Genomic DNA, 24,611 nt, shown 5'->3' with positions numbered 1-24,611 from the left:
TTCACGCGCCCCGCTTGCCGCTCACGACGCCTGCCGGCGACCGTTGTTCGGACGCACGATGTCGATGAACGCGGCGAAATCGGCCCCGGCGAGCCCCTGCGCGGCGCCGAGCCTCAGCACCTGCTGCACGGTGGCCGACACGGGCATCACCGCGCCCGTGTCGCGCGCGGCGTCCGCGATGGCATCGACATCCTTCTGAAACGTACTCAGCGCACCGATCGGTGGATGGCCGCCCGACGTCATGCGCGGCACGAACGTCTGCAGCAGCACCGAATCGGCCCACCCGCCGGCCAGCGCCTCGGCCAGACGCGCGGCGTCGATGCCGCTCGCCTGCGCCAGGCCGACCGCCTCGGCGATCGCGGTGACCGTCGCGGTGACGATCGCCTGGTTGCACAGCTTCGCCGTCTGGCCCGCGCCGGCGTCGCCCATGTGCGTGATGCGCGACGCATACGTATCGATCAGCGGGCGCACCGCATCGAGATCGGCCGCGCGGCCGCCGGCCATCACCGCGAGCGTGCCGGCCTGCGCGCCCGGCACGCCGCCGGACACCGGCGCATCGACCCAGCCGACCCCGAGCGCGGCCGCGCGCGCCGCATAGTCGCGCGTGGCGGCCGGCGGAATGCTCGAATGATCGACGATGCGCTGCAGGCGGCGCGCGCTCGCGTCGCCGGAAAGCAGCCCGTGCTCGCCGAACACGACGTCGCCGACCGCCCGGCCGTCGAGCACGCACACGAATACCGTATCGACGCGTTCGGCCAGCTCGCGCGGCGTGCCGACCACCTGCGCGCCGTCCTTCACCAGCGCGTCGGCCTTGTCGCGCGAGCGATTCCACACGCCGACGCGATGCCCGGCCGCCAGCAGATGCCGAATCATCGGCGCGCCCATCAATCCCGGTCCGCAAAATCCGACTTCCACGATGTTCCTCGTCTCCGATATGGGTTGCACTTGCCGCCCATCATACCTATCACTCAAGAAGCCGGGCACGCATGGGACCGTTGCGGAACCGCCTCGGAACCGTAGCGGAACCGCTTCGGGACCGCGCCTTGCACCGGCCCGCCATACGAACGTCCCAGGGAGCGCATCATGAGCGACCACGTATACAAGATGATCGAGCTGACCGGTTCGTCGCGGCAATCGAGCGACGACGCGATCCGCAACGCGATCTCGAAAGCCGGCAAGACGTTGCACAACCTGCACTGGTTCCAGGTGACCGAAACGCGCGGCCACATCGAAGGCGACCAGGTCGTGCACTGGCAGGTCACGCTGAAGGTCGGCATGCGCCTCGACGACTGACGCACCCGCCGCCTCCCCACGCCGCGCTTCGGATCCGCGCAATCCGGATCCGCGCGGCGCCGCGCGCCCCGCGTTCCACCCCGTTCAGGTCCGTCGTCGCGGCCTGGCCGGCGGGCATCCGCGGGTATCCATCTCTTGACGCTGATTTTCGTTCATATTAAAAACGATATACCCGACCACCCCCTCGATCAGCCCAGCCATATAAACCGGAGATAACATGAGTCAGCAACGCGAGGCGATCGACACGTACCTCTTGCGCGTCTTGCACACCTTGTTGATGGAGCGCAGCGTCACGCGCGCGGCCGTCAAACTGAACCAGTCGCAACCGGCGATCAGCGCCGCGCTGCGGCGCCTGCGCGACATCACCGGCGATCCGCTGCTGGTGCGCGGCAAATCCGGCATGGTGCCGACCGAATACGGGCTGCGCCTGCTCGAGCCCGTGCAGAACGCGCTGCGTGAAATCGAGCGCATCAAGTTCCAGCAGCACAATTTCGACCCGGCCACGTCGATCCGCTGCTACCGGATCGGCTGTCCCGATTACCTGAACGTGCTGTTCGTGCCGACGGTCGTCGAACGCTTCCGTCAGGCCGCGCCGAACGCGACGCTCGAGTTCCACTCGCTCGGCCCCGCGTTCGACTACGAGCTCGCGCTGGAGGACGGCAAGCTCGACATCGTCGTCGGCAACTGGCCCGAGCCGCCCGAGCAGTTGCACCTGTCGAACCTGTTCGTCGACGAAATCGTCTGCCTGATGAGCAACACGCACCCGTTCGCGAAGCGCGGCGGGCTCACGCTCGACCAGTACCTGAACGCGCCGCATCTCGCGCCGACGCCGTACTCGGTCGGCCAGCGCGGCGCGATCGACGTGCATCTCGCGCGCGAACGGCTCAAGCGTCATGTGGTCGTCACGCTGCCGTACTTCAACCTCGCGCCTTACGTGCTCGTGAAGTCGGACCTGATCTTCACGACCACGCGGCTGTTCGCCGATCACTACGCGAAGTTCCTGCCGCTGTCGGTCGTGCCCGCGCCGCTCGACTTCCCGCCGATGCAGTACTACCAGCTGTGGCACGAGCGCTGCCATTACTCCGACGAAGTGCGCTGGCTGCGCAGCCTCGTCGCAGAAGCCACCCGCACGCTGATCGAGGCGTAATCGCATACGGCGCGCAGTGCGCGCCGGTCGCACCGTTACGCGGCGGCCCGGTGCGCGGCGCGGCGGGTCACGGCCGCAACGGCCGCGCGGCCGCTGCGTAGCGTGCGGCGCCACCGCCCCGCCGACGCGTCAACGCGACGCTTCCACCAGCGCCTGTGCAAGCACGTTGTGACGCTCGATCACGGGCGGCAGATCGAGCGTCGCGAGCCGCCCTTCCCGCACCACCACCTTGCCGTTCACCACCGTGTACGCCGCCTGCGACGGCGCACAGAACACGAGCGCCGCGACCGGATCGTGCAGCGCGCCCGCGAACAGCGGCTGACGCAGGTCGAACGCGGCGAAGTCCGCGGCCATGCCGGGTTTCAGTGCGCCGATGTCGTCGCGGTTCAACACCTTCGCGCCACCGAGCGTCGCGATCTCGAGCGCTTCGCGCGCGGTCATCGCATCGGGTCCGAAGCCGACCCGCTGCAGCAGCAGCGCCTGGCGCACTTCCGCCACCATCTGCGCGCCGTCGTTCGATGCGGAACCGTCGACGCCGAGGCCGACCGGCACGCCCGCGAGCCGCATCTTCTTCACCGGCGCGATGCCGGACGCCAGCCGCATGTTCGAACATGGGCAGTGCGCGACGCCCGTGCCGGTACGCGCGAACAGGCCGATGCCCGCCTCGTCGAGCTGCACGCAGTGCGCATGCCACACGTCGTGGCCGACCCAGCCGAGATCTTCCGCATATTCGGCGGGCGTCATCCCGAACTTCTCGCGGCTGTACGCGATGTCGTTGACGTTCTCCGCGAGGTGCGTGTGCAGCGACACGCCGTACTCGCGCGCGAGCACGGCCGCATCGCGCATCAGCTCGCGGCTCACCGAGAACGGCGAGCACGGCGCGACCACCACGCGCAGCATCGCGTAGCGGCCTTCGTCGTGATAGGTCTCGATCAGACGCTGCGCGTCGCGCAGGATGTCGGGTTCGCGCTCGACGACCGAATCGGGCGGCAATCCGCCGTCGCGCTGGCCGACGCTCATCGCACCGCGGCTCGCATGAAAACGCATGCCGATCCGCTGCGCGGCGCCGATGCTGTCGTCGAGCCGGCTGCCGTTCGGGTAGATGTACAGATGGTCGCTCGACGTCGTGCAGCCCGACTGCAGCAGCTCGGCCATCGCGGTGAGCGTCGACACCTCGATCATCTCGGGCGTCAGGTGCGCCCAGATCCGGTACAGGTTCGTGAGCCAGCCGAACAGTTCGGCGTTCTGCGCGGCCGGCACCGCGCGCGTGAGGCTCTGGTACATGTGGTGGTGCGTATTCACGAGCCCCGGGATCACGAGGTGGCCGCGCAGGTCGAGCACTTCGTCGGCCGTGTCGGGCAGCTCGGCGGTCGGGCCGACCGCGACGATCCGGTTGTCTTCGATGTAGAGCCCCGCGTCGCGCAGCTCGCGGCGCGTATCGTCCATGGTCACGAGCACGTCGGCGTGCTTGACCAGCAGGGTCGTCGGGCGGGATGAAAAGGAGTTCGGCGCGCGTGCGCCGGCGTGCTGCTCGAAATTCATGCGTTCTCCGCGTCGGTCTGCCTCCAGGGGCTGCCCTGGAGGCGGTCACACAGCCGTTCGAACGCTGAATCGCGGCACGCCCGGTGCCTGCGTCCGTTCGAACGCCCTGGCCCGGTTACCCGGCGTGCTCGCCGTCTTCGGGGTACGCGCCGGCCACGGGCCGACGCGCACGGCGTGAGGATCGCCCAGGCGCGCGCCGCACACAATACGCGATCCGGAATACCGCCCTTCAGGGATTCGGTATGGTACGCCGCCCGACGCCCCGCCGAGCGCCCCGAGGGGTACCCCGACGGGTGCCCGAAATCCGCGCTCGAAGCCGTTCCGGCGTGCCGTCGACAGCCGCTCATGCGCGGCGCATTATCTTCGATATCGCGCCCGTATTTGCGCGGGGAACCTTTTTACAATGCCTGCACGGCGCTCGCTTCAATCTCGCCGACGGGTATGTAGCCACGTGACGTGGAGCCTCGATCCGCCGCACGGTCAATGGATCGAGTCGCCGCCGAACCTCGCATTCACACAAGGAACAACGAATGGGAAAGCTCACTACCCATGTACTCGATACGGCGCACGGTCGCCCCGGCGCCGCCATCAAGGTGGACCTCTACGCGCTGGACGGCGATTCGCGCCGCGCGATCAAGACCGTGCTGACCAATAGCGACGGCCGCTGCGACGAACCGCTGCTCGAAGGCGCCGCGCTCGCCGCCGGCGAATACGAACTCGTGTTCCATGCCGGCGACTACTTCGCGGCGCTCGGCGTGAAGGTGCCCGAACCCCGCTTCGTCGACCGCGTCGTCCTGCGCTTCGGCATCGCCGACACCGGCTCGCACTACCACGTGCCGCTGCTCGTGTCGCCGTGGTCGTACAGCACCTATCGCGGCAGCTGACAGGCGAATCAGCGCCTGCATCAAGACAAACGATCTGAGTCTGGAGGAGTTTCATGGAAGGCTTCATCACCGACTGGCTGAACCTCGCGCTGCGATGGCTGCACGTCATCGTCGCCATTGCGTGGATCGGCGAGTCGTTCTATTTCGTCGCGCTCGACAACAGCCTGAAACCGCCGACCGACCCGAACCAGCGCAAGCGCGGCGTGTTCGGCGAGCTGTGGCACGTCCACGGCGGCGGTTTCTACAACATGCAGAAGTACACAGTCGCCCCGCCGGAAATGCCCGACGACCTGCACTGGTCGAAGTGGCCGTCGTACACGACGTGGCTGTCGGGCTTCACGCTGTTCTTCGTGCTGTACCTGCTCGCACCGAACACGTACCTGATCGACAAGAACGTGCTCGACATGGGCCCGGTGGTCGCCGTGGCTTCCGCACTCGGCTTCCTCGCCGCCGGCTGGATCGTCTACGACTCGCTGTGCCGCATCCTCGGCACCAACGATCGCGTGCTCGGCATCTGCGTCGGCGTGTACGTGGTGATCGCCGCGTATCTCGCATGCCACATCTTCTCGGGCCGTGCCGCCTACCTGATCGTCGGCGCGATGCTCGCGACGATCATGTCGGCGAACGTGTTCTTCGTGATCATCCCCGGCCAGCGCAAGATGGTCGACAAGATGCTCAAGGGCGAGGAGCCGAACCCGATCTACGGCAAGCGCGGCAAGCAGCGTTCGGTGCACAACACGTACTTCACGCTGCCGGTCGTGTTCGCGATGCTGTCGAACCACTATGCGATGACGTACACGAACAAGTTCAACTGGGTCGTGCTCGTGCTGATCATGCTGGCCGGCGCGCTGATTCGTCAGTTCTTCGTGATGCGTCACCGCGGCAAGCAGCTGTGGTATCTGCCGATCGGCGGTGTCGCGCTGCTGTCGGGCGCGCTGGTGTGGACGATGCCGAAGCCGGTTGCTCCGGAAGCGCAAGCGGCCAACGCACCGAAGGTCGCGATCCACGACATCATGCCGATCCTGCAGCAGCGCTGTGTCGAGTGCCACTCGTCGAAGCCGACGCTGATGGGCAGCGCGCCCGCGGGCGTGATGTTCGACACGCCGGAAGAAGTGTCGAAGAACGCGCAGCGCATCTACGACCAGGCCGTACGCCTGAAGGCGATGCCGATCGGCAACGTCACGCACATGACCGACGACGAGCGGATGAAGCTCGCCGCGTGGTTCGAGGGCGGCGCCGCGAAGTAAGCCCCTGGTTCGACCGCGCCTGAACGACTGGCCCGCTTCGGCGGGCCTGTTTTTTTGTATGCCGCGGGACCGCTCGACGGCGACGTCGAGCCGCACCGGTCAGCCGGCCGAATAGCGCGGCGCGTAGCTCGCCTTGCGCGCGGCAAGCTGCGTCGCCCGCTCCGCCGGCGTGACGTAGCGAGTCGTCGCCGGCAGTACCGAGCGCAGGTCGGCCAGCTTCACGAGCATCGCATGCGCGGCAGGCGCCGCGCCGGCCGACGTCGCGGGTAGCCCTTGCCAGCGCAGATTCAGAAAGCCTTCGTGGATGCCGACCGTATCCACCCAGTTGTAGACGCCCGGATCGCTCGGCGATACGACGAACGTGAGCGTACCGTCCGGATTCGCGACCGCCTGGCTGTTGTTCAGCGACTGCGTGTGATTCACGTAGTCGGTCGTGATCAGCCAGCGGCCATAGGCGGGCGCAATGAAGTATTTCGCGCCGCCAAGGCTGACCGTCACCACCAACGCTTCGTCGTCGGCGATCCGGAACGCGCTGTAGGTGGCCGCCTGCGTCGACAGCCGCCCGGCCGAGCCACCCAGCGATACGGCCGGAATCGTATTGACCGGCTGCGCGTTCGCGAGCGCGTTGTAGCTGGCGAACGTGCTGCCGCCGTTGCCGACCTGCGCGGCCAGCGCGGCGATCATCTCGGCCTTGGTCGGCGCCGCCGCCGACGAAGCGCCGGACACGCGCTCGATCGACAGATCGTCGAATTGCTGCACGCCCCATTCGGCGACGGTATCGCGAATGAAGAACGATGCGGCGACCGCCGGCAACACGACGTGATTGCCGGTACCGTCTCCCGCGCCGGAATCCGCGGTAATCGTGAAGCTGCCGTCCGCACCGACCCGCAACTGATCGCCGGTCAGGTTCGACAGCGTCGCGTGACGGCTGTCCCACAAGCTGACGTTGCTGTCGACCGGGCCGTCGCGATGCACGTTACCGCGAATCACGTAACGCGCCGTCGGGTCGACCGGAAAGCTGCGATAAATCGTATCCGGATTGTCGAACGTCGTGCGCGAGCCCGGCACGTCGATGCCGAACCACGTATGCGGCGCGGCGAGTCCGGAGATGACTTTCGGCGCGTTCGGATCACGGTTCGTGATCGCGAGCGCGCTCGACATCGCCGATTCGTCGACGGCCGTCTGCAGATAGGCGAGCGACTCGTCCGGCACGCCGCCCACCGCCTGGGCCGCGGCCAGCCATTGCGCCTTCAGCGCAGCCTTCGCCTGCACGACCGCGGGCGCGGCCACCAGTTCGAGCGCGAGTTTCTCCGCCGCGATCTGATCGGGCGTGGCCAGCGGGTTCGCGCTACGGGCCGCGCTCGTGCCGGTACTGGCGACGATGTCGCCGTCGCTGCCGTCGCATGCGGCGAGCGCCAGCACGGCCGCCGCCACTGCCGCGGCGATCGGGAGTCTTCCATTCATATCGGGATGTTCGTGGGAGGAGGTTCGAGGATTCGGAACGTACCGGCCCGCCGGGCCGACAAATCGGTCAAGATACCGGGCTCCCGTGCCGCAACGAACCAACGATATGGAATATGCAAAGTCCTCGCGCGACAACCGTGCAGCGAAATGAAAAAAGCCCGCGCATCGTGCGCGGGCTTTCCGGGTAACGCCGCCGTCGGCTCAGGCCGTCACCGCGTCCAGTGCATCCTCGGTGAGCCACAGCGACTCCTGCAGATCCTGCTCGTTCAGGTTCAGCCCATCGCCGCCGCGATCGACGACGATGAAGTCGCTCACGCCGCCCAACGCGATCAGCGGGTGATGCCATACGCCCTTCGCGTAGTTGACGCCCTGCCAGCCGCTCGTCACGAATGCGCGGATCTTCGCGGGATCGAGCTCGCCCGCGGGCGCGACGACGACGAGATACGGCTGGTCGTTCAGCGGCACGAACGCCTGACTGCCGAGCGGATGCCGCTCGAGCATCTTCACCTCGAACGGCAGCGTGCGCGGCTGGCCGCGGAACAGGTTGACGAGCGTGCGGCCGCCTTCATCGGTCACGTCGACTTTCGCGAGATCGTGAAAGCGGATCGTCGTGCCGAGGTTGATCGGGATCTGCTTGGCCCCTTCCGTTTCGATCACGTCGCCGAACGGCGCAAACGCTTCCTTGGTCAGCGGTTCGATGGCAAGCGTCTTCATTTGTCGAGCGTCCCCCACAGACGCAGGCGCGACACGCCGCCGTCCGGAATGATGTTCAGCCGCACGTGCGTGACGGGGCCGAGCGATGCGACGTCGTGTTCGAAGTAGTGCTGCTTGTCCATCTGCAGCTTCTGTTCGCCGAGCAGCACCGGCCAAAACATCGACTGCGTGATCAACGAGCTGTCCGTGCCGCCCGACACATAGGCAGCCTGGATCGAGCAGCGATCCGGGTAATTGCCCTTGAAGAACGCGGTATCGACTTCGATCTTGCGAATCACGCCCGGGTGCGCGAGCGCGATGATCGCCCAATCGTTGCCCGGTTCGCGGCGACGGCGAGTTTCCCAGCCGTCGCCCATGTTCACGCCGCGGCCCGGCAGCAGCAGGTTCGACGCGACGCCGAAGTGCTGGTTGTTCGCCGCCACCACGTAACCGCCGTTTTCCATCGCCGCGAGGTCGAACTGCTCGGTCGCGCTCGCACCGGCCCAGTCGAGCTGCGGCTGGCCGTACACGCGCAGGCGCGCGATGCCGCCGTCCGGGTAGATGTTTATGCGCAGGTGCGTGAACGCGCGCGCGTCGCTCGCTTCGACGTAGTGATGGCTGTTGCCTTGCAGCGTGGTCGACGCGACGATCTCGACCCACTCGGTGGCCTGCGTCGGCGCGCCGTCGGCCACGAACGCGGCCTCGATCGACGCCGCCGGCGGGAAGTTGCCGGTGAAGTGGCTCGTATCGATGTCGAAGCCCTTGATCACGCCCGGGCGCGCGAGCTTGACGATGCACCAGTCGTAGCCGGTCGTGCGCTTGCGGCGCGTCTCCCAGCCGTCCATCCACTTGCCGTGGTCGTCGTACTTGCCGGGGATGAAGACGGCGGGCTCGGGGTTCAGCATCCGGTCCTTCGGCGCGAAGAAATCGTCGCTGGCCTCGAGCGCCTGCGCACCGAGACGCGGGTCGGCAAGATTCACGTAGCGCCGCGTGAAATCGGGTGCGTTCGGATCGAGAAGCGGAACAGCCATGATGTTTCCTTGTTTCAGTGAGGCGATCGAGCCGCTGCGACGCAGCAGGCCGTATCGCGGTGTCAAGCGGCGGTGTCAGGCGGCGATGTCAGGCGTCGATCAGGTCGTCGAGGCGAAAGCGCGCGATCCGGTAAATCTGGTCGAGGCTCGCGCGCAGCTCCTCGGCCCGCGAATGATTCACGCGCGACTCGAAGTTCGCGATGATGCCGTGGCGGTCATAGCCGCGCACCGCGAGGATGAACGGGAAGCCGAACTTCTCGCGATACGTGCGGTTCAGCGTCAGCAGCTTGTCGAATTCTTCTTGCGTGCACTGGTCGAGGCCCGCGCCGCTTTGCTCGCGGGTCGACTCGGCCGTCAATTCGCCGCGCACGGCGGCCTTGCCGGCCAGCTCCGGGTGGGCGTTGATCAGCGCGAGCTGGCGCGCTTCGCCGCTGGTTTCCACCGCATCCGACATCGTCTTGTGCAGCGCGTCGATACTCGCGAACGGCCGCTCGCCCGCGGCGACCTCGGCCACCCACGGCGAATGCTCGAAAATCCCCGACAACGCCGCGACGAATGCGCTCGGCGCCATCGTGTTCAGTTGTTCCAACGTGTAGCGCATCGCCTTCATGCTTTCCCTTCGTTTCGATGATTGGGCTGATACGGATGATGTTCACGCCAGTGACGCGCGATATCGACACGGCGCGTCACCCATACGCGATCGTGCTTCTCGATGTGATCGAGGAAACGCTGCAGCCCGCGGAACCGGCCCGGCCGGCCGAGCAGCCGGCAGTGCATGCCGATCGACAGCATCTTCGGCGCCTCGTCGCCCTCCGCGTACAGCACGTCGAATGCGTCGCGCAGGTAGTGGAAGAAGTGATCGCCGGTGTTGAAGCCCTGCGGCGTCGCGAAACGCATGTCGTTCGTGTCCAGCGTGTACGGCACGATCAGTTGCGGCGACGTGCGGCCGCCCGACACCTCGACGTCCATCCAGAACGGCAGGTCGTCGCCGTAGTTGTCGGAGTCGTATAGGAAGCCGCCGTATTCGGCGACCAGGCGGTGCGTGTTCGGGCTGTCGCGGCCGGTATACCAGCCGAGCGGGCGCTCGCCCGTCACGCGCTCGATCGCTTCCATCCCGAGGCGCATGTGTTCGGCTTCGAGTTCCGGCGTCATGCTCTGGTAGTGAATCCAGCGCCAGCCGTGGCACGCGATTTCATGGCCGAGCTCGACGAATGCGCGCGCAAGCTCCGGATGACGCTCGATCGCCATGCCGACGCCGAATACCGTCAGCGGCAGCCCGCGCTTCTCGAATTCGCGCAGGATGCGCCACACGCCGGCCCGCGACCCGTATTCGTAGATCGACTCCATGCTCATGTGGCGGTCCGGATACGCGGCGGCGCCGACGATTTCGGACAGGAACTGCTCGGAGCCCGGATCGCCGTGCAGCACGCAGTTCTCGCCGCCCTCCTCGTAATTCAGCACGAATTGCACGGCGACGCGGGCGCGCCCCGGCCAGTTCGCCTGAACGGGATGGCGGCCGTAGCCGATCAGGTCGCGAGGATAGTTGGGATCGAGTGACATGGTTCGAAATGCAACGAATGCGGGCTGAGTGAGCGGGCTGAAATAATGGGTTCGCATCGACGGCGCGGCGCCCGGAAGCGGGCCGCACCAGCCGATGCGACGACGGCCCAGTGTAGCGAAAACGTTCATACGCGCCCATACAGCGGCGCAGATAGTGCGTGTCAGACGGTGTGTATGTGCGGGTGCGGCAAATCCGGGACCGGTTCCGCCGTATCCCCGTCCGGCGGGCTGAAGCGGGCGAACGCACCGTCGTAGCGCTTCGGCAGCGGCCGCGCGTAGTCGCCGCGCTTCGCGGTCGCGAGGCGCAACGCGACGAGCGCCTCGGCCCACTTGACGGCCGCCGTGACGCCCTCGACCACCGGCGCACCGATCTGCTGCTCGATCTCGTGCGCGAATTCGGCCATCCCCGCGCAGCCGAGCACGATCGCGTCGGCACCGTCCTCGTCGAGCGCGCGCCGGCATTCGTCGACGATGATCCGGCGCGCGGCCGAGCCGGGCCGGTCGAGTTCGAGCACCGCGACGTCGGTTGCGCGCACGTTGCGGCAGAACCGCTTCATCCCGTAGCGCTCCGCGAGGTGCCACGCCATCCCGCAGGTACGCGCGAGCGTCGTGACGACCGAGAAGCCCGGCGCGAGCACGCTTGCTGCATGCATCGCGGCCTCGGCGATGCCGATCACCGGCCCGCGCGCGAGTTCCCGCGCCGCATACAGGCCCGGATCGCCGAAACACGCGATCACGTATGCGTCGCAGCCGTCGCGCTCGCCCTGCGCGATCTCGGCGAGCAGCCCCGGCGTCGCGAGCGCCTCGTCGTAATACCCTTCGATCGACGGCGGCCCCATCGGCGGGCTCACGGCCACGATCTCCGTGCCGGCGGCCGCGACCTCGCGCGCGCAGCGGCCCATCGCGTCGGTCATCCGCTGCGTCGTATTCGGATTGATCAGTCGGATCTTCATCGCAGGCTCCTTACGCCTTCGCGCCTGCCAGCAGCCGGTAGAACCCGAAGCCGAGCCCTGCGCCGATGAACCACGAGAAATTCGCGACGCCCTGCCAGCCCGGCACCATCACGCACACGACCGCGATCACCGCAGCCGGCAGCAGCGCGGCGAGCGCGCGGCGGTTCACGCCGCCCGTGTACCAGTAGGCGCCGCTTTCCGACATCGTGTACAGGTCGTTGCGCACGAGGCGGCCGCGCTTGACGAGGTAGAAGTCGGCGATCAGCACGCCGTACAGCGGGCCGATGAACGCGCCGAGCACGTCGAGCGTGTAATGGATCACCGCCGGGTTGTTGAACAGGTTCCACGGCGTGATGAAGATCGATGCGACGGCGGCGAGCATCCCGCCCGCACGCCAGCTGATCAGGCGCGGCGCGACGTTCGAGAAATCGAACGCGGGAGACACGAAGTTCGCGACGATGTTGATGCCGATCGTCGCGATCGTGAACGTCAGCGCGCCGAGGATCACCGCGGTCGGATGGTCGATGCGGCCGACCGTCTCGACCGGGTCGGTGATCAGTTCGCCGAACACCGGCAGCGTCGCGGCGGTGGTGATCACCGTGACGAGCGAGAACGCGAGGAAGTTGACGGGCAGCCCCCAGAAATTGCCGCGCTTCACGTCGCCGAACGAGCGGCAGTAGCGCGAGAAGTCGCCGAAGTTGAGCATCGGCCCGGAGAAGTACGACACGACGAGCGACACGGCGGTGATCATCACCGGAATCACTTCGGCGCCGTGATACTTGACGCCGCCGAGGTTGATGCCGATGTTGCGCCAGCCCGCGCGCCACACCATGTAGCCGGCCAGGATGAACATCACGACATAGACGGCCGGGCCCGCGAAGTCGATGAACTTCTTGATCGTCTCCATCCCGTTCCAGAACACGAACGCCTGGAGCACCCACAGCAGCATGAAGCCGGCCCAGCCGACCGCCGACAGCCCGAGGAAGCCGTAGCGATGGACGTCCGCATACGGCAGCCATTGCGGGAAGAATTTCAGCACGACGATCACGAGCGCGCTCGACGCGAGATAAGTCTGGATTCCATACCATGCGATCGCGATCAGCCCACGGATCACGGCCGGCACGTTCGCGCCGAGCACGCCGAAGGTCGCGCGGCACGCGACCGGATACGGCACGCCGATCTGCTGGCTCGGCCGCGCGATCAGGTTGCACAGCCCGTTCACGAGGCCGATGCCGACGATCAGCGCAATCAGCACCTGCCAGCTCGTCAGCCCGAGCGCGAACAGGCTGCCCGCGAACACGTAGCCGCCGACGCTGTGCACGTCCGACATCCAGAACGCGAAGATGTTGTACGCGCCCCACGTCTGATTTTTTAGGGGTGCCAAATCTTCGTTATACAGACGTTCGCTGTAACCGTCCGGCAATGCCGGACCGCCGCCCTCGCCGCCTTCTTCCGCCGGATAGGCGCTGTCGTGCGCCACACTGAATTGAGCCATGACTTCTCCTTGACGCGGCCGGAAGGCCGCTCCACCGTCATCGATATCGCTCCGGATCGTCGCCCGGAGTCGGACCCGCGGCCCTCGGCAAACACCGCAGGCCTGCATTGCTCTCGTCGTGTGGCGCGGCCGGGTTCGCGTCGCCGCTCAGGCGCCGCCGAACACTTCGCGCAAATCGACCTGCCCTTGCGCGGGCCGGTCCAGCATCTTCAGTTCGACATGCTGCAGGTGGCGCGCCATCAGCGTCACCGCCTGCTTCGGATCGCCCGCCTCCAGTGCGGCGAGGATCTCGTCGTGGTCGTCGCACGAACACGGGCTGCGCCCGTGCGATTCGTACAGCGCCGACATCAGCGTCGAGCGTGCGACGAGCCCTTCGAGGCACTCGCTGAGCGTCGCATTGCCCATCAGCGTCGCGAGCGCCGTATGGAATTCGCCCGACAGCCGGATCCACGCCGCGAAGTCGTGCCGCTCGAACGCCTTGCGTTCCTTGTCGATCAGCGCCGCGACGCCCTTCAACCGCCTGGCGCCGGGGCCGGTCGCGAGCCGCTCGACCACGGCCAGCTCGATGATCCGGCGCATCTCGAACACTTCGTGCACGTCCTGCAGCGACGGGCTCGCGACGAACGCGCCGCGGTTCGGCTCGAGGTCGACCAGTTTGTCGGTCGCGAGCTGCGCGAGCGCCTGGCGGATCGTCCCGCGCTTCACGCCGAACACTTCGCAGAGCTGCGCCTCCGTCAGCTTCGCGCCGGGCGCGAGCCGATGCTCGAGGATCGCGGTGCGGATGCGCTCGGCGATCGCTTCGGGACCGGCTGCGCCGGACGGATGGGAATCGGGCTCGTTCATGATCTGCATCGTGTGATGGTCCTCATCCTAGGATGGACATAAAGATTGTCAACAATTCTTTTGCGAGATTTCGCACGACCGGCGTGCGTCGGCGTGTCCCCATTCGGTGCAACGCGCACGAAATCCATGCACCACAAGCTTGGAAAGCAAGACGGAGGCCTTTCTCGTCGTATACCCTCCCGGCTATTTTGTTGACAAAAATGGTGCAAACCCGAGCGAAGATCGTGTGGGCGTCGACGAAAAATATTGACCGTTAGTTGCGTACTTACATAAAGAAAAAGGCGGGGAAACCCGCCTTTCGATCGATCGCGCCGGCGTCAGCCGAGATGCGGATAGTCCGACACCGTCAGCCGGAACCCGTGCGCATTCGCGACCAGTTGCGCCTGGGCGCCGAACGGCAGCGTCAACAGATCGGGTACATGGCCGAACTGGAGCCCCGTGACGACCGGAATCCCGACCACCGCGCGCACCTGGTCGATCATCGCCTGCATGTCGTAGCCGTTGTCGTACTCGAACGGCCGCGCGCCGGTGAACTGGCCGAGCACGAGCGCCTGCTGGCGCGCGAGCAGCCCGGACAGGTGCAGTTGATAGATCATCCGCTCGATCCGGAACGGCTGCTCGTTGACGTCTTCGATGAACAGGATGCCGCCCTCGATGTCGGGCATGTACGGCGTGCCGACCAATGACGTGAGGATCGCGAGGTTGCCGCCCCACAGCGTGCCCGTCACGTTCACCGTCTGCACCTGCGGTGCGTCGGCGACGATCGTCGTGCTCGGCTGCGTCAGCGTCTGCCAGAAATGCTGCATCGTGAAGTCGCTCGGCGTTTCCGCGCCGAAATCGGCCGACAGCATCGGGCCGCCGAACGTCTTGATGCGCGCCTTCGCGTACAGCGCCAGCTGGATCGCCGTGAAATCGCTGTGACCGACGAGTGCGATCGGCTGGTCGCGCAGCCGGCGCTCGAGCCCGCGATAGTCGAGCCCGTGCAGGATGCGCGCGGCGCCGTAGCCGCCGCGCACCGCGAGCGCGATGTCCGGCAGCGGCCGCTCGGGATCGGCGAGGCGGTTCAGGTCGCCCGCCCGCTCGCCGTCGGTGCCGCCGAAACGCTGGAAGCGCCGCTGCGTCGCCTCGATGTTCTCTATGCGCTGCTGCGCGCTGCTGAGGCGCTCGAGCGCGCGGTTGATCGCGTCGGGGTCGTGCGGATAGCCGGACGGCGCCAGCAGGCGGATGGTGTAGGACGCGGCGGGCTGGAAGGACATGGCGAAAGGTGTCGGGATCGTCAAACCTGCTTAGAGGGTCCGAACCGTGTCCGGTTCACGAAAACCGTGCACGCCCGTAACGACGGGCGCGACAGCGGCGCCTATGACGCGCCTGATTCGGCGTCGCGGGCGAGCCGCGCTTCGCGCAGCGCGCGACGGCGCTCGGCGAAGAACGACTTCAGCGCGGCGCCGCACTCGTCGGCGAGCACGCCGCCGGTCACTTCGGTGTGGTGGTTGAGCTGCGGATTCGCGAATGCGTCGATCACGCTGCCGCACGCGCCCGTCTTCGGATCGGCCGCGCCATAGACGACCCGCGCGATGCGCGCATGCATGATCGCGCCTGCGCACATCAGGCACGGCTCGAGCGTCACGTACAGCTCGCAGCCGGGCATCCGGTAATTGCGCAGCTGCTGCGCGGCCATGCGCAGCGCGGCCATTTCGGCATGCGCGGACGGATCGTGCCCGCCGATCGGATGGTTGAAGCCGCGTGCGATCACTTCGTCGCCGCGCACGAGCACCGCGCCGACCGGCACTTCGCCGGCCGCGCGCGCCTCTTCGGCGGCGGCCTGCGCCAGACGCATGAAATGCAGGTCGCGCGCCGATACGGGCGCGGCTTCGTGAACGGGAGAATCGGCGGCGGGGTCAGCGGCCGCGGGTGCCGCGTGGGCTGCGTCGTGCAGCGCGTCGGACGTCACATCGTCCCCGCTTCGGCGGGCGCGTCGTCGAGCCCGCGCTCGCACAGGCGTTCCGCGATGCGCCGGCAGTAGTCGCGCGGCATCACCATCGGGCCGCCGCGCAGCGATTCGAGCGCCATGTCGAGCGCGAGGATCTTCGCCTGCAGCCGGCAGCGCGCGGCGCGGTCGCTGACCGCCTGCACTTCGTCGTGCAGGTTGCGCAGCGCGCGCAGTTGCTCGACGGCCGGCGGCACGAAGCCCGCGTTCTTCAGGATACGGTTGGCCACCCGCACCTCCTCGGGCACGAGGAGGTCGTCATCCAGCGCCTGCGGCGCGCCGGTACCCGGCAAATCGTCGAACTCGCCCCGCGCGGCGGCGGCGGCAATACGTTGTTCGACCAGGGCGTCAAGCAATCTCATCAGTCAATCGGAACAATGCGGCAGGCCGAATTCTAGCAGGGTGACGCCGGTATGACAGGCCCTTCGAATATATGCTCGATATCACGTTTTTAGGGGCCGAATCGCAGCGCATGCGCGCCGATCGCCGTCACTTGCCGCTGTGCTGCGCCGCAGCAGGCCGAGCGCCATCCCGACGCTTCCGGACGGGGGCGATGGCCTACCCCATTTTTTATCCACGACGATCCCGCAGGCCCCCGCCGACCCGGCGAAAATGCCGGCCTCCTGCCTGCCTCCCCGCCTTCGCCGCCCGATTACGCAGCTACCGTTTCCGGCCGCGCTTTCGCGAACGGGCGGAACATCGTCGCGATCAGGAACGCGCCGACCCCGATCGCGAACGATCCGAGGTACAGCCAGCCGTAGCTGCCGAGCGCGTCGACGATCAGCCCGCCCGCGACCGGGCCCGCGGCCATCCCGAGACTGCCGGCCATCGCGCAGCCGCCGATCACGGTGCCCATCATCCGCAGCGGGAAATTCTCGCGCGCGAGCACCGAATAGAGCGGCATCACGCCCGCATAGACGAAACCGAACAGCGTCGCGACCGCGTAGAAGCCGTCGAGCGAGCGCACGAAGTAATAGCCGAGCGCGCCGAACGCCTGCGCGAGCAATCCCGCCACCAGCATGCGCTTCGCGCCGAGGCGATCGCCGAGTATCCCGAACGCGATCCGGCCGCCCATGCCCGCGAGCCCTTCCACGCTGTAGATCGACACCGCGACGATCAGCGGAATCCCGCAGGTCACCGCGTAGCTGACCGTGTGGAAGATCGGGCCCGAATGCGTCGCGCAGCAGAAGAAATTGGTCAGCAGCAATACCGCGAACTGCGGCGAGCGCAGCGCATCCGCGACCGACATCGCGGCGGGCGCGCCGGTGGACGCTGGCGCGGGCGCCGCGTGCGCGGCTGCAGCGGCGAGCGCCGGCGCCCGGCGCACCAGCAGCGACACCGGAATCATCACGACGGCCGCCAGCGCGGCAATCAGCAGCATCGACGTGCGCCAGTCGCGCACCGACACGAGCCATGCGGCCAGCGGCGCCATCGTCATCGGCGCCATTCCCATGCCGGCCGACACGAGCGATACCGCGAGGCTGCGGTGCGTGTCGAACCAGCCGGTCACGCACGCCATCATCGGCGCGAATATCGCGGCCGTCGCGCTGCCGACGGCCAGGCCGAAGGTCAGCTGGAACACGAGCAGCGACGGCGCGCGGCTCGCCAGCGCCAGGCTCGCCGACAGCAGCACGGCGCCCGCGACGACGACCGGCCGCGTGCCGACGCGGTCCGACAGGCTGCCCCACGCCATGCTCGCAAACGCCATCGCGATGAAGCCGAGCGTCATCGCGGCCGAAATGCCGGTCATCGACCAACCCGTATCGCGCGCGATGGACCGCAGGAATACCGGTAACGAAAACATCGCGCCGATCGCGACGCAGCCCATCAGGCCGCCCGCGGCGACGATCACCCAGCGGTATCGGGAATCCGGCATGTGACGTGTCATGTGGCATCTCCTCGTTCGTTGCGCCATTCGCGGCAACCCGGTGCCGGCCGCAGGGCGCGGCGCACTGCCCGGTCGATATCGATACGACGGGCGACGCATCGGGAAATCGACATGCGCGGCGCATGGGCCGCGGATTTTTTATTGTCGGCGATTCGCGCGGCTCGCAAGGGTCGGATCATCCGGTCGCCCCGCCGCCTGCCGCCCCGCTTTTCCGCAACGGGAAATTCGAAAGCAGAAATGGTTGGTTGGGGCGCGCACGTGCGCTGGCTACACTCGCCCCATCTTGTCATAACAAGTTGACCGATGACTCCATCCAACGTCGTGCCGCTGTCCGCGGCCCCGCTCTACGTGCAGATCAAGGACGCGCTGCGCGCGCGCATTCTCGACGGCACCTATGCGCCGCACAGCCGGATGCCGTCCGAGCACGAACTCTGCGCGATGTTCGACGTCAGCCGCATCACGGTGCGCCAGGCACTCGGCGACCTGCAGAAGGAGGGCCTGCTGTTCAAGCTGCACGGCAAGGGTACGTTCGTGTCGAAGCCGAAGGCCTTCCAGAACGTGACGTCGCTGCAGGGGTTCGCCGAGGCGATGTCGTCGATGGGCTACGAGATCGTCAACCAGTTGCGCAGCCTGCGCACCGTGAAGGCCGATCGCCATCTCGCGACGAAGCTGAACGTGCCCGAAGGCGCGCCGCTCGTCGAGATCCATCGCGTGCGGCTGCTGAACCGCGAACCCGTGTCGCTCGAACAGACCTGGGTGCCCGAAGCGCTCGGCAAGCGCCTCGCCGGCGCCGATCTCGCGACCCGCGACATCTTCCTGATCCTGGAGAACGACTGCGGCATTGCGCTCGGCCATGCCGACGTGTCGATCGACGCGATCCTCGCCGACGACGAAATCGTCGACGCGCTGCACGTCGAGGAAAGCAGCCCCGTGCTGCGTATCGAGCGTCTCACGCACGATGCATCCGGTGCTCCGATCGACTACGAAACCCTCTACTTCCGCGGCGACGCCTTCCAGTACCGGCTGCGCATCGATCGGCAGAAGGCGCGCAAACCTGCAAGGAACCCGCGATGAACACCCATGTGCACGAATACGACATCGTCGTGGTCGGCGGCGGCACGGCCGGCCCGATGGCGGCCATCAAGGCGAAGGAGCGCGATCCGTCCCTGCGCGTGCTGCTGCTCGAGAAGGCCAACGTGAAGCGCAGCGGCGCGATCTCGATGGGCATGGACGGCCTGAACAACGCGGTGATCCCCGGTCATGCGACGCCCGAGCAGTACACGCGCGAGATCACGATCGCCAACGACGGGATCGTCGACCAGGAAGCCGTATACGCGTACGCGACGCACAGCTTCGCGACGATCGAGCAGCTCGATCGCTGGGGCGTGAAGTTCGAGAAGGACGGCACCGGCGACTACGCGGTGAAGAAGGTCCATCACATGGGCTCGTACGTGCTGCCGATGCCGGAGGGTCACGACATCAAGAAGGTGCTGTACCGGCAATTGAAGCGCGCGCGCATCGCGATCACGAACCGGATCGTCGCGACGCGCGTGCTGACCGACGCGCAGGGCCGCGCGAGCGGCGTGCTCGGCTTCGACTGCCGCACCGCCGAATTCCACGTGATCCGCGCGAAGGCCGTGATCCTCTGCTGTGGTGCGGCGGGCCGCCTCGGTCTGCCGGCATCGGGCTATCTGATGGGCACGTACGAGAATCCGACCAACGCGGGCGACGGCTACGCGATGGCCTATCACGCGGGCGCGGCGCTCGCGAATCTCGAATGCTTCCAGATCAATCCGTTGATCAAGGATTACAACGGCCCGGCGTGCGCGTACGTGACCGGCCCGCTCGGCGGCTTCACCGCGAACGGCAAGGGCGAACGCTTCATCGAATGCGATTACTGGAGCGGCCAGATGATGTGGGAGTTCTACCAGGAACTGCAGAGCGGCAACGGCCCCGTGTTCCTGAAGCTCGACCATCTCGCGGAAGAAACGATCCGGACCATCGAGCAGATCCTGCATACGAACGAACGGCCGAGCCGTGGCCGTTTCCATGCGGGGCGCGGCACCGACTACCGCAGCCAGATGGTCGAGATGCACATCTCGGAGATCGGCTTCTGCAGCGGTCACAGCGCATCGGGCGTGTATGTGAATGCGCGCGCGGAGACGACCGTGCCGGGGCTGTACGCGGCCGGCGACATGGCGGCCGTTCCGCACAACTACATGCTCGGCGCCTTCACCTACGGTTGGTTCGCCGGGCAAAACGCGGCCGACTACGCGGCCGGCCGCGAACACGCGCCGGTGGACCACCAACAGGTCGACGCCGAGCGCTCGCGCGTGCTCGCGCCGTTGCTGCGCGAGCGCGGCCTGGCGCCGGCGCAGGTCGAGTACAAGCTGCGCCGCATGGTGAACGACTACCTGCAACCGCCGAAGGTGACGCGCAAGATGGAAATCGGGCTGCAACGTTTTGACGCAATTACTGAGGATATCGAAGAAATCAAGGCCGATAACCCGCACGAGCTGATGCGCGCGGCCGAAGTGCGCGCGATCCGCGATTGCGCGGAAATGGCCGCACGCGCGTCGTTGTTCCGCACCGAGAGCCGCTGGGGGTTGTACCACCATCGCGTCGATTTCCCGCACCGCAACGACGCCGAATGGTTCTGCCATACGTGGCTACGCAAGGATGCCGCGGGCGCGATGCGCAGCGAGAAACGGCCGGTCGAACCGTACGTCGTGCCGCTTGCCGACGACGAACGCGGCGCCTACGCGCAGTTGCGCATCCGCGAACCGGCCGCGCTCGCGGCCGCCCTTTGAGGAACCTTGCCATGCCCCATACCCCGCACGACATCTTCCAGCGCAGCAGCGCGCCCGTGACGATCGACGAGACGCTGTGCATCGCCGACAAAGGCTGCACCGTCTGCGTCGACGTGTGCCCGCTCGACCTGCTCGCGATCGACGTCAGCAAGGGCAAGGCGTACATGCAGTTCGACGAATGCTGGTACTGCATGCCGTGCGAACGCGACTGCCCAACCGGCGCAGTCAAGGTCGACATTCCTTACCTGCTGCGCTGACACGGCGCGCCACCCGCACCGACGACAGGACGACCGAGCCCGCGTGCGTCGACATCGAGCGCCGCTGTCTCGCGCTGTTGCGCAACGCGCCTGAGCATGTGTGCCTGCCCATTCACCGCACCGACTTTTTCCATGACCGCCTCTTCCTCCGCTTTCCCGCCGCCCGGCGTGCCGGCCGCCGATCATGCCGCGCTCGTCGCGCGCCTCGCCGCGGCCGATGCCTCGGTGCGCCGCATCGCGTTGCTCGAACTCGCCGATCTCGAGGCTCCTGAACTCGTGCCGTCGTTCGTCGCGGCGCTGCGCGACGACCCGTCGGCCGACGTGCGCAGCGAGGCCGCACGCGTGCTCGACGCGTGGGAGCAGCCCGATGTCGTCGACGCGCTGTGCCATGCGCTGCTCGATGCGGACGACGGCGTGCGCGCAACGGCCGCGCACAGCCTGTCCGAACTGAAGGACGCGGCATCGGGCGCCGTGCTGTGCCGCTGGGCCGACCGGCCCGAGCCGTTCGTGCGCACCGCCGTGCTGCGCGGCTTGCGCGAATTGCGCGACCCCGACGCGTTCGCGCCCGCGCTGCGCGCGCTCGACGCGAGCACCGCCGCCGTACGCACGGAGGCGGTCGTCGTGCTCGGCTGGCTCAAGGACGGCCGCGCGCTGCCGCTGCTCGCCCGAATCGCGACCGCGGACGCCGATGCCGACGTGCGGCGCGCCGCGGTCGGCGCGATCGGGTTTGCAGCGGCCGGCGATACCGCCGTCGTCACCGCGCTGCTCGCGGCGCTGCGTGACGTCGAATGGCAGGTGCGCGAGGAAGCGGCTGCCACGCTCGGCAAGCTGCGCGTCGCCGTTGCGCGCGACCCGCTCGTCGCCGCGCTCGACGACGACTACTGGCAAGTGCGCGTGCGCGCCGTCCGCGCGCTCGGCCAATTGCGCGATGCGGCCGCGGCATCGGCCGTCGTCGCGCTGCTCGCGCATGCGATCAGCAACCTGCGCAAGGAAGCCGCGCTCGCGCTCGGCGAATTGCGTGACCGGGCGACGCTGCCCGCGCTGCACGACGCGCTCGACGATCGCGACCCCGAAGTCCGCAAGGCCGTGCGGATCGCGATCGGACAGATCGACGAGGCGTCGCGATGATTACGCCGATCGGAATCGCACTCGATCACCCGGCACGCGCACTGACGCTGTCCTGGCCTGACGGCTCGGCGCAACGCATCGACTATGCGCGGTTGCGCAGCGATTGCCCGTGTGCGGAATGCCGCAAGATCCGGCTCGACGGCGGCCGCATCGATACGCGGCCGGGCCTGACGCTGGACGGCGTGGAACCGCTCGGCTACGGCGTACGCTTCCTGTTCGGCGACGGCCATGCACGCGGCATTTATCCGTGGCCGTACCTGGCGGAGATCGCGTAGCGGCGACGACGCGGCTGCCGCGCTCGAGCGGACCGGATGGCAGGCATGCGAAAACGCTGCGATACTGACGCCCACGATCGTCGCCACCTCCCGTGGGAGCAGCACCATGCAAACCCCTATCGGATTCATCGGCCTCGGCGTGATGGGCACGCCGATGGCGCTCAATCTCGCGCGGGCCGGCACGCCGCTCGTCGTGTGGAGCCGTTCGCACGGCAACGACGATGCGCTGCGCGACGCCGGCGCGCGCGTGGCCGAGGACATCGACGACGTATTCGTGTCCTGCCGCACCGTGATCCTGATGCTCGCGAACGACGCGGCGATCGATGCCGTCCTCGCGCGCGGCACGCCCGGTTTTGCCGCGCGGGTCGACGGGCACACGATCGTCAACATGGGTACGAATGCGCCCGAATACTCGCGTGCGCTCGCCGACGACATCGCCGCCGCGTCGGGCCGCTACGTCGAGGCGCCGGTATCGGGCTCGCGCAAGCCGGCCGAAGCCGGCCAGCTCGTCGCGATGCTGGCCGGCGCACCCGACGACGTCGAAGCCGTCCGCGCGCTCGTGAAGCCGCTGTGCCGCGACAGCTTCGTGTGCGGCGACGTGCCAGCGGCGCTGACGATGAAGCTCGCCGTCAACCTGTTCCTGATCACGATGGTCACCGGTCTCGCCGAAGCCACGCATTTCGCGCAGCGTCACGGTATCGACCTCGCGCGCTTCGCCGACGTGCTGAACGCCGGCCCGATGGCGAGCGACGTGTCGCGCGTGAAACTCGGCAAGCTCGTCGCGGAAGATTTCTCGGTGCAGGCCGCGATCGCCGACGTGCTGAAGAACGCGCGCCTCGTCGCCGAATCCGCGCGGGGCATCGGCATCGCGTCGCCGCTGCTCGACATCTGCCACGCGCTTTACGGCGAAACCGAGCAGGCCGGGCATGGCGCGGCCGACATGGTCGCCGTGATCCGCGCGATCGAACGGCGTACCGGGAACGCACGATGAGCCGCGTGTACGCTCACGCGTTCGTTCGAACCAACGGATACGCATGACCCTGTCCGCAACCGGCCACGCTGCTTCCTTGCGCCCCGTTCCCGCCGTGATCGGCATCGTGCTGCGCGAACGCGACGTGCTGCTCGTGCGCCGCGCGAATCCGCCCGATGCGGGCTGCTGGGGCTTCCCCGGCGGCAAGATCGAGCCGGGGGAGCCGCTCGCGGATGCGGTCGTGCGCGAGATCGCGGAAGAGACCACGGTCGACGTGGCAGCGCTCGACGCCTTTACCGCGCTGGACGCATTCGATTACGATGCGCACGGCGCCGTGCGCCAGCATTTCATCCTGGTCGCGGTGCTGTGCAGATGGCTGCGCGGCACGCCGGCCGCCGGCGACGATGCGCTCGACGCGCGCTGGTTCGGGATCGACGAACTCGAGCGCGACGATTTGCCGATGAGCGCGGGCGTGCGCGACGTCGCGCGACGAGCAATCGAGCGGGCGGCGGTGCTGGGCAATGCGCGTCCGCCATCCGCCTGACACTTCCACTGTCGCTTGCGTATCGGCGCGATGCGTTCGGTCCGTCACTGAGCCAGCGACCTGCCGAGCGCCGCCGAATCACAACCTATCAAACCATGATCAGAATTCGACGATCCACCGAGGCCGATCGCACACGCGTGCTGGATATCTGGCGCAACGCCGTCGACGCCACCCATCACTTCCTGAGCGGCGACGATCGTCGTGCCATCGAATCCGAAGTCGTCGCGTTTTTGCCGCGCGCACCGCTCGACCTGGCCGTCGACGAGAGCGATCGCGCGATCGCCTTCATGCTGCTCGACGGCAATCACATGGAAGCACTGTTCGTCGATCCTGAACACCATGGCACGGGGGTCGGGCGGCGGCTGGTCGAAGAAGCACTCAAGCGCCATCCCGACCTGTCGACCGACGTCAACGCGCAGAACGAAGCGGCGGCGGGATTCTATGAACGGCTCGGATTCGAACGCTGCGGGTGGTCGGAGGTGGATGCTCAGGGGCGACCTTATCCGCTGATTCATCTTCGTTATCGCGGGAGTGGTCGGGACTGAGCCGGAGTCCGGGCAGGAACGGGACACGGCACCGGCCCGGACCGGACGCGCTGAA

The 24,611-nt window shown here is 67.5% G+C and carries 26 protein-coding genes; 12 read left to right on the top strand and 14 right to left on the bottom strand.

Going from position 1 to position 24,611, the window contains the following annotated elements; genetic code table 11:
- Nucleotides 1–21: 21 nt before the first annotated feature.
- Nucleotides 22–915 (bottom strand): NAD(P)-dependent oxidoreductase, encoded by an 894-nt coding sequence (locus WT24_RS12770; protein WP_060033797.1) that lies wholly within the window; start codon nt 913–915, stop codon nt 22–24.
- Between the two features lie 168 nt (nt 916–1,083).
- Between WT24_RS12770 and WT24_RS12765 the strand changes: the two genes are divergently transcribed.
- Complete coding sequence (locus WT24_RS12765; protein WP_059505968.1) at nt 1,084–1,293, top strand: dodecin; 210 nt, start codon at nt 1,084–1,086, stop codon at nt 1,291–1,293.
- A 217-nt stretch (nt 1,294–1,510) separates the two neighbouring features.
- On the top strand, nt 1,511–2,440 hold the full coding sequence (locus WT24_RS12760) for a LysR substrate-binding domain-containing protein (RefSeq protein ID WP_006762467.1): 930 nt from the start codon (nt 1,511–1,513) through the stop codon (nt 2,438–2,440).
- A gap of 129 nt (nt 2,441–2,569) precedes the next feature.
- Here the strand turns inward: WT24_RS12760 and WT24_RS12755 are convergent, their stop codons facing one another.
- Nucleotides 2,570–3,982 (bottom strand): 8-oxoguanine deaminase, encoded by a 1,413-nt coding sequence (locus WT24_RS12755; RefSeq protein ID WP_060033794.1) that lies wholly within the window; start codon nt 3,980–3,982, stop codon nt 2,570–2,572.
- A gap of 530 nt (nt 3,983–4,512) precedes the next feature.
- On the opposite strand from WT24_RS12755, the gene uraH reads away from it, so the two are divergent.
- Complete coding sequence (uraH, locus tag WT24_RS12750; protein ID WP_027784716.1) at nt 4,513–4,866, top strand: hydroxyisourate hydrolase; 354 nt, start codon at nt 4,513–4,515, stop codon at nt 4,864–4,866.
- A gap of 53 nt (nt 4,867–4,919) precedes the next feature.
- Nucleotides 4,920–6,113 carry a urate hydroxylase PuuD gene (locus WT24_RS12745; protein ID WP_059505962.1) on the top strand — a complete coding sequence of 398 codons (1,194 nt, stop codon included), beginning with the start codon at nt 4,920–4,922 and terminating at the stop codon, nt 6,111–6,113.
- A gap of 99 nt (nt 6,114–6,212) precedes the next feature.
- On the opposite strand, the gene WT24_RS12740 is transcribed toward WT24_RS12745, so the two are convergent.
- The 12 genes from WT24_RS12740 to WT24_RS12685 all read right to left on the bottom strand — a co-directional run bounded on the left by WT24_RS12740 (nt 6,213) and on the right by WT24_RS12685 (nt 18,015).
- Entirely contained in the window at nt 6,213–7,577 is a 1,365-nt protein-coding gene (locus WT24_RS12740) for a hypothetical protein (protein WP_060033790.1), read from the bottom strand.
- 201 nt (nt 7,578–7,778) lie between these two features.
- Entirely contained in the window at nt 7,779–8,291 is a 513-nt protein-coding gene (locus WT24_RS12735) for an ureidoglycolate lyase (RefSeq protein WP_059505958.1), read from the bottom strand.
- Nucleotides 8,288–9,301, bottom strand: coding sequence for an allantoicase (gene alc, locus WT24_RS12730; protein WP_059505956.1), 1,014 nt, complete (start codon nt 9,299–9,301; stop codon nt 8,288–8,290). The genes WT24_RS12735 and alc overlap by 4 nt, the downstream gene beginning before the upstream one ends.
- 88 nt (nt 9,302–9,389) lie before the next feature.
- Nucleotides 9,390–9,911 carry a 2-oxo-4-hydroxy-4-carboxy-5-ureidoimidazoline decarboxylase gene (gene uraD, locus WT24_RS12725; protein ID WP_034207576.1) on the bottom strand — a complete coding sequence of 174 codons (522 nt, stop codon included), beginning with the start codon at nt 9,909–9,911 and terminating at the stop codon, nt 9,390–9,392.
- Nucleotides 9,908–10,861, bottom strand: coding sequence for an allantoinase PuuE (puuE, locus tag WT24_RS12720; protein ID WP_034207577.1), 954 nt, complete (start codon nt 10,859–10,861; stop codon nt 9,908–9,910). The genes uraD and puuE overlap by 4 nt, the downstream gene beginning before the upstream one ends.
- Before the next feature lie 161 nt (nt 10,862–11,022).
- On the bottom strand, nt 11,023–11,814 hold the full coding sequence (locus WT24_RS12715) for an aspartate/glutamate racemase family protein (protein ID WP_059790609.1): 792 nt from the start codon (nt 11,812–11,814) through the stop codon (nt 11,023–11,025).
- Between the two features lie 10 nt (nt 11,815–11,824).
- Entirely contained in the window at nt 11,825–13,309 is a 1,485-nt protein-coding gene (locus WT24_RS12710) for an NCS1 family nucleobase:cation symporter-1 (RefSeq protein ID WP_060033787.1), read from the bottom strand.
- A gap of 147 nt (nt 13,310–13,456) precedes the next feature.
- On the bottom strand, nt 13,457–14,161 hold the full coding sequence (locus tag WT24_RS12705) for a GntR family transcriptional regulator (protein WP_059790607.1): 705 nt from the start codon (nt 14,159–14,161) through the stop codon (nt 13,457–13,459).
- Nucleotides 14,162–14,469: 308 nt separating this feature from the next.
- The gene (ldcA, locus tag WT24_RS12700; protein ID WP_060033784.1) at nt 14,470–15,408 is read right to left on the bottom strand and encodes a muramoyltetrapeptide carboxypeptidase; all 939 of its coding nucleotides are present in this window, start codon (nt 15,406–15,408) and stop codon (nt 14,470–14,472) included.
- Nucleotides 15,409–15,509: 101 nt separating this feature from the next.
- Entirely contained in the window at nt 15,510–16,103 is a 594-nt protein-coding gene (tadA, locus tag WT24_RS12695) for a tRNA adenosine(34) deaminase TadA (RefSeq protein WP_060033781.1), read from the bottom strand.
- Nucleotides 16,100–16,501: a DnaJ family domain-containing protein gene (locus WT24_RS12690; RefSeq protein WP_027784729.1), complete on the bottom strand. Its 402-nt coding sequence runs from the start codon at nt 16,499–16,501 to the stop codon at nt 16,100–16,102. Before WT24_RS12690 ends, tadA begins: the two co-directional genes overlap by 4 nt.
- Nucleotides 16,502–16,791: 290 nt before the next feature.
- Complete coding sequence (locus WT24_RS12685; RefSeq protein WP_060033777.1) at nt 16,792–18,015, bottom strand: MFS transporter; 1,224 nt, start codon at nt 18,013–18,015, stop codon at nt 16,792–16,794.
- A 315-nt stretch (nt 18,016–18,330) separates the two neighbouring features.
- Here WT24_RS12685 and WT24_RS12680 point away from each other — a divergent pair, with 315 nt between their 5' ends.
- The 8 genes from WT24_RS12680 (at nt 18,331) to WT24_RS12645 (ending at nt 24,556) form a co-directional block, all read left to right on the top strand.
- Nucleotides 18,331–19,101, top strand: coding sequence for a GntR family transcriptional regulator (locus WT24_RS12680; RefSeq protein WP_060033774.1), 771 nt, complete (start codon nt 18,331–18,333; stop codon nt 19,099–19,101).
- Entirely contained in the window at nt 19,098–20,837 is a 1,740-nt protein-coding gene (locus tag WT24_RS12675) for a fumarate reductase/succinate dehydrogenase flavoprotein subunit (protein ID WP_060033771.1), read from the top strand. Before WT24_RS12680 ends, WT24_RS12675 begins: the two co-directional genes overlap by 4 nt.
- A gap of 11 nt (nt 20,838–20,848) precedes the next feature.
- Nucleotides 20,849–21,094 carry a ferredoxin family protein gene (locus tag WT24_RS12670; RefSeq protein WP_060033768.1) on the top strand — a complete coding sequence of 82 codons (246 nt, stop codon included), beginning with the start codon at nt 20,849–20,851 and terminating at the stop codon, nt 21,092–21,094.
- A gap of 132 nt (nt 21,095–21,226) precedes the next feature.
- Entirely contained in the window at nt 21,227–22,222 is a 996-nt protein-coding gene (locus WT24_RS12665) for a HEAT repeat domain-containing protein (protein ID WP_060033765.1), read from the top strand.
- Nucleotides 22,219–22,497, top strand: a complete 279-nt coding sequence (locus WT24_RS12660; RefSeq protein ID WP_060033762.1) for a gamma-butyrobetaine hydroxylase-like domain-containing protein — start codon at nt 22,219–22,221, stop codon at nt 22,495–22,497. Before WT24_RS12665 ends, WT24_RS12660 begins: the two co-directional genes overlap by 4 nt.
- A gap of 106 nt (nt 22,498–22,603) precedes the next feature.
- On the top strand, nt 22,604–23,488 hold the full coding sequence (locus tag WT24_RS12655; RefSeq protein ID WP_060033759.1) for an NAD(P)-dependent oxidoreductase: 885 nt from the start codon (nt 22,604–22,606) through the stop codon (nt 23,486–23,488).
- A gap of 43 nt (nt 23,489–23,531) precedes the next feature.
- Nucleotides 23,532–24,011 (top strand): NUDIX hydrolase, encoded by a 480-nt coding sequence (locus WT24_RS12650; protein ID WP_082742161.1) that lies wholly within the window; start codon nt 23,532–23,534, stop codon nt 24,009–24,011.
- A gap of 95 nt (nt 24,012–24,106) precedes the next feature.
- Nucleotides 24,107–24,556 carry an acetyltransferase gene (locus WT24_RS12645; protein ID WP_060033756.1) on the top strand — a complete coding sequence of 150 codons (450 nt, stop codon included), beginning with the start codon at nt 24,107–24,109 and terminating at the stop codon, nt 24,554–24,556.
- Nucleotides 24,557–24,611 lie beyond the last annotated feature (55 nt).

It is taken from the genome of Burkholderia sp. MSMB1078WGS (assembly GCF_001528895.1).
Taxonomy (GTDB): domain Bacteria; phylum Pseudomonadota; class Gammaproteobacteria; order Burkholderiales; family Burkholderiaceae; genus Burkholderia.
Note: the sequence above shows the minus strand (reverse complement) of the source record. Positions and strands in the feature narration are given on the sequence as shown.

Coding starts and splice junctions, on each gene's coding strand:
- alc (WP_059505956.1), bottom strand. CDS start 9,301: ATGGCTGTTCCGCTTCTCGATCCGAACGCACCCGATTTCACGCGGCGC.
- WT24_RS12675 (WP_060033771.1), top strand. CDS start 19,098: ATGAACACCCATGTGCACGAATACGACATCGTCGTGGTCGGCGGCGGC.
- WT24_RS12680 (WP_060033774.1), top strand. CDS start 18,331: ATGACTCCATCCAACGTCGTGCCGCTGTCCGCGGCCCCGCTCTACGTG.
- WT24_RS12755 (WP_060033794.1), bottom strand. CDS start 3,982: ATGAATTTCGAGCAGCACGCCGGCGCACGCGCGCCGAACTCCTTTTCA.
- puuE (WP_034207577.1), bottom strand. CDS start 10,861: ATGTCACTCGATCCCAACTATCCTCGCGACCTGATCGGCTACGGCCGC.
- WT24_RS12670 (WP_060033768.1), top strand. CDS start 20,849: ATGCCCCATACCCCGCACGACATCTTCCAGCGCAGCAGCGCGCCCGTG.
- WT24_RS12735 (WP_059505958.1), bottom strand. CDS start 8,291: ATGAAGACGCTTGCCATCGAACCGCTGACCAAGGAAGCGTTTGCGCCG.
- WT24_RS12645 (WP_060033756.1), top strand. CDS start 24,107: ATGATCAGAATTCGACGATCCACCGAGGCCGATCGCACACGCGTGCTG.
- WT24_RS12765 (WP_059505968.1), top strand. CDS start 1,084: ATGAGCGACCACGTATACAAGATGATCGAGCTGACCGGTTCGTCGCGG.
- WT24_RS12710 (WP_060033787.1), bottom strand. CDS start 13,309: ATGGCTCAATTCAGTGTGGCGCACGACAGCGCCTATCCGGCGGAAGAA.
- WT24_RS12650 (WP_082742161.1), top strand. CDS start 23,532: ATGACCCTGTCCGCAACCGGCCACGCTGCTTCCTTGCGCCCCGTTCCC.
- WT24_RS12655 (WP_060033759.1), top strand. CDS start 22,604: ATGCAAACCCCTATCGGATTCATCGGCCTCGGCGTGATGGGCACGCCG.
- WT24_RS12705 (WP_059790607.1), bottom strand. CDS start 14,161: ATGCAGATCATGAACGAGCCCGATTCCCATCCGTCCGGCGCAGCCGGT.
- WT24_RS12715 (WP_059790609.1), bottom strand. CDS start 11,814: ATGAAGATCCGACTGATCAATCCGAATACGACGCAGCGGATGACCGAC.
- WT24_RS12660 (WP_060033762.1), top strand. CDS start 22,219: ATGATTACGCCGATCGGAATCGCACTCGATCACCCGGCACGCGCACTG.
- WT24_RS12665 (WP_060033765.1), top strand. CDS start 21,227: ATGACCGCCTCTTCCTCCGCTTTCCCGCCGCCCGGCGTGCCGGCCGCC.
- uraD (WP_034207576.1), bottom strand. CDS start 9,911: ATGAAGGCGATGCGCTACACGTTGGAACAACTGAACACGATGGCGCCG.
- WT24_RS12690 (WP_027784729.1), bottom strand. CDS start 16,501: ATGAGATTGCTTGACGCCCTGGTCGAACAACGTATTGCCGCCGCCGCC.
- uraH (WP_027784716.1), top strand. CDS start 4,513: ATGGGAAAGCTCACTACCCATGTACTCGATACGGCGCACGGTCGCCCC.
- WT24_RS12740 (WP_060033790.1), bottom strand. CDS start 7,577: ATGAATGGAAGACTCCCGATCGCCGCGGCAGTGGCGGCGGCCGTGCTG.
- ldcA (WP_060033784.1), bottom strand. CDS start 15,408: ATGTCCTTCCAGCCCGCCGCGTCCTACACCATCCGCCTGCTGGCGCCG.
- WT24_RS12685 (WP_060033777.1), bottom strand. CDS start 18,015: ATGCCGGATTCCCGATACCGCTGGGTGATCGTCGCCGCGGGCGGCCTG.
- WT24_RS12760 (WP_006762467.1), top strand. CDS start 1,511: ATGAGTCAGCAACGCGAGGCGATCGACACGTACCTCTTGCGCGTCTTG.
- WT24_RS12745 (WP_059505962.1), top strand. CDS start 4,920: ATGGAAGGCTTCATCACCGACTGGCTGAACCTCGCGCTGCGATGGCTG.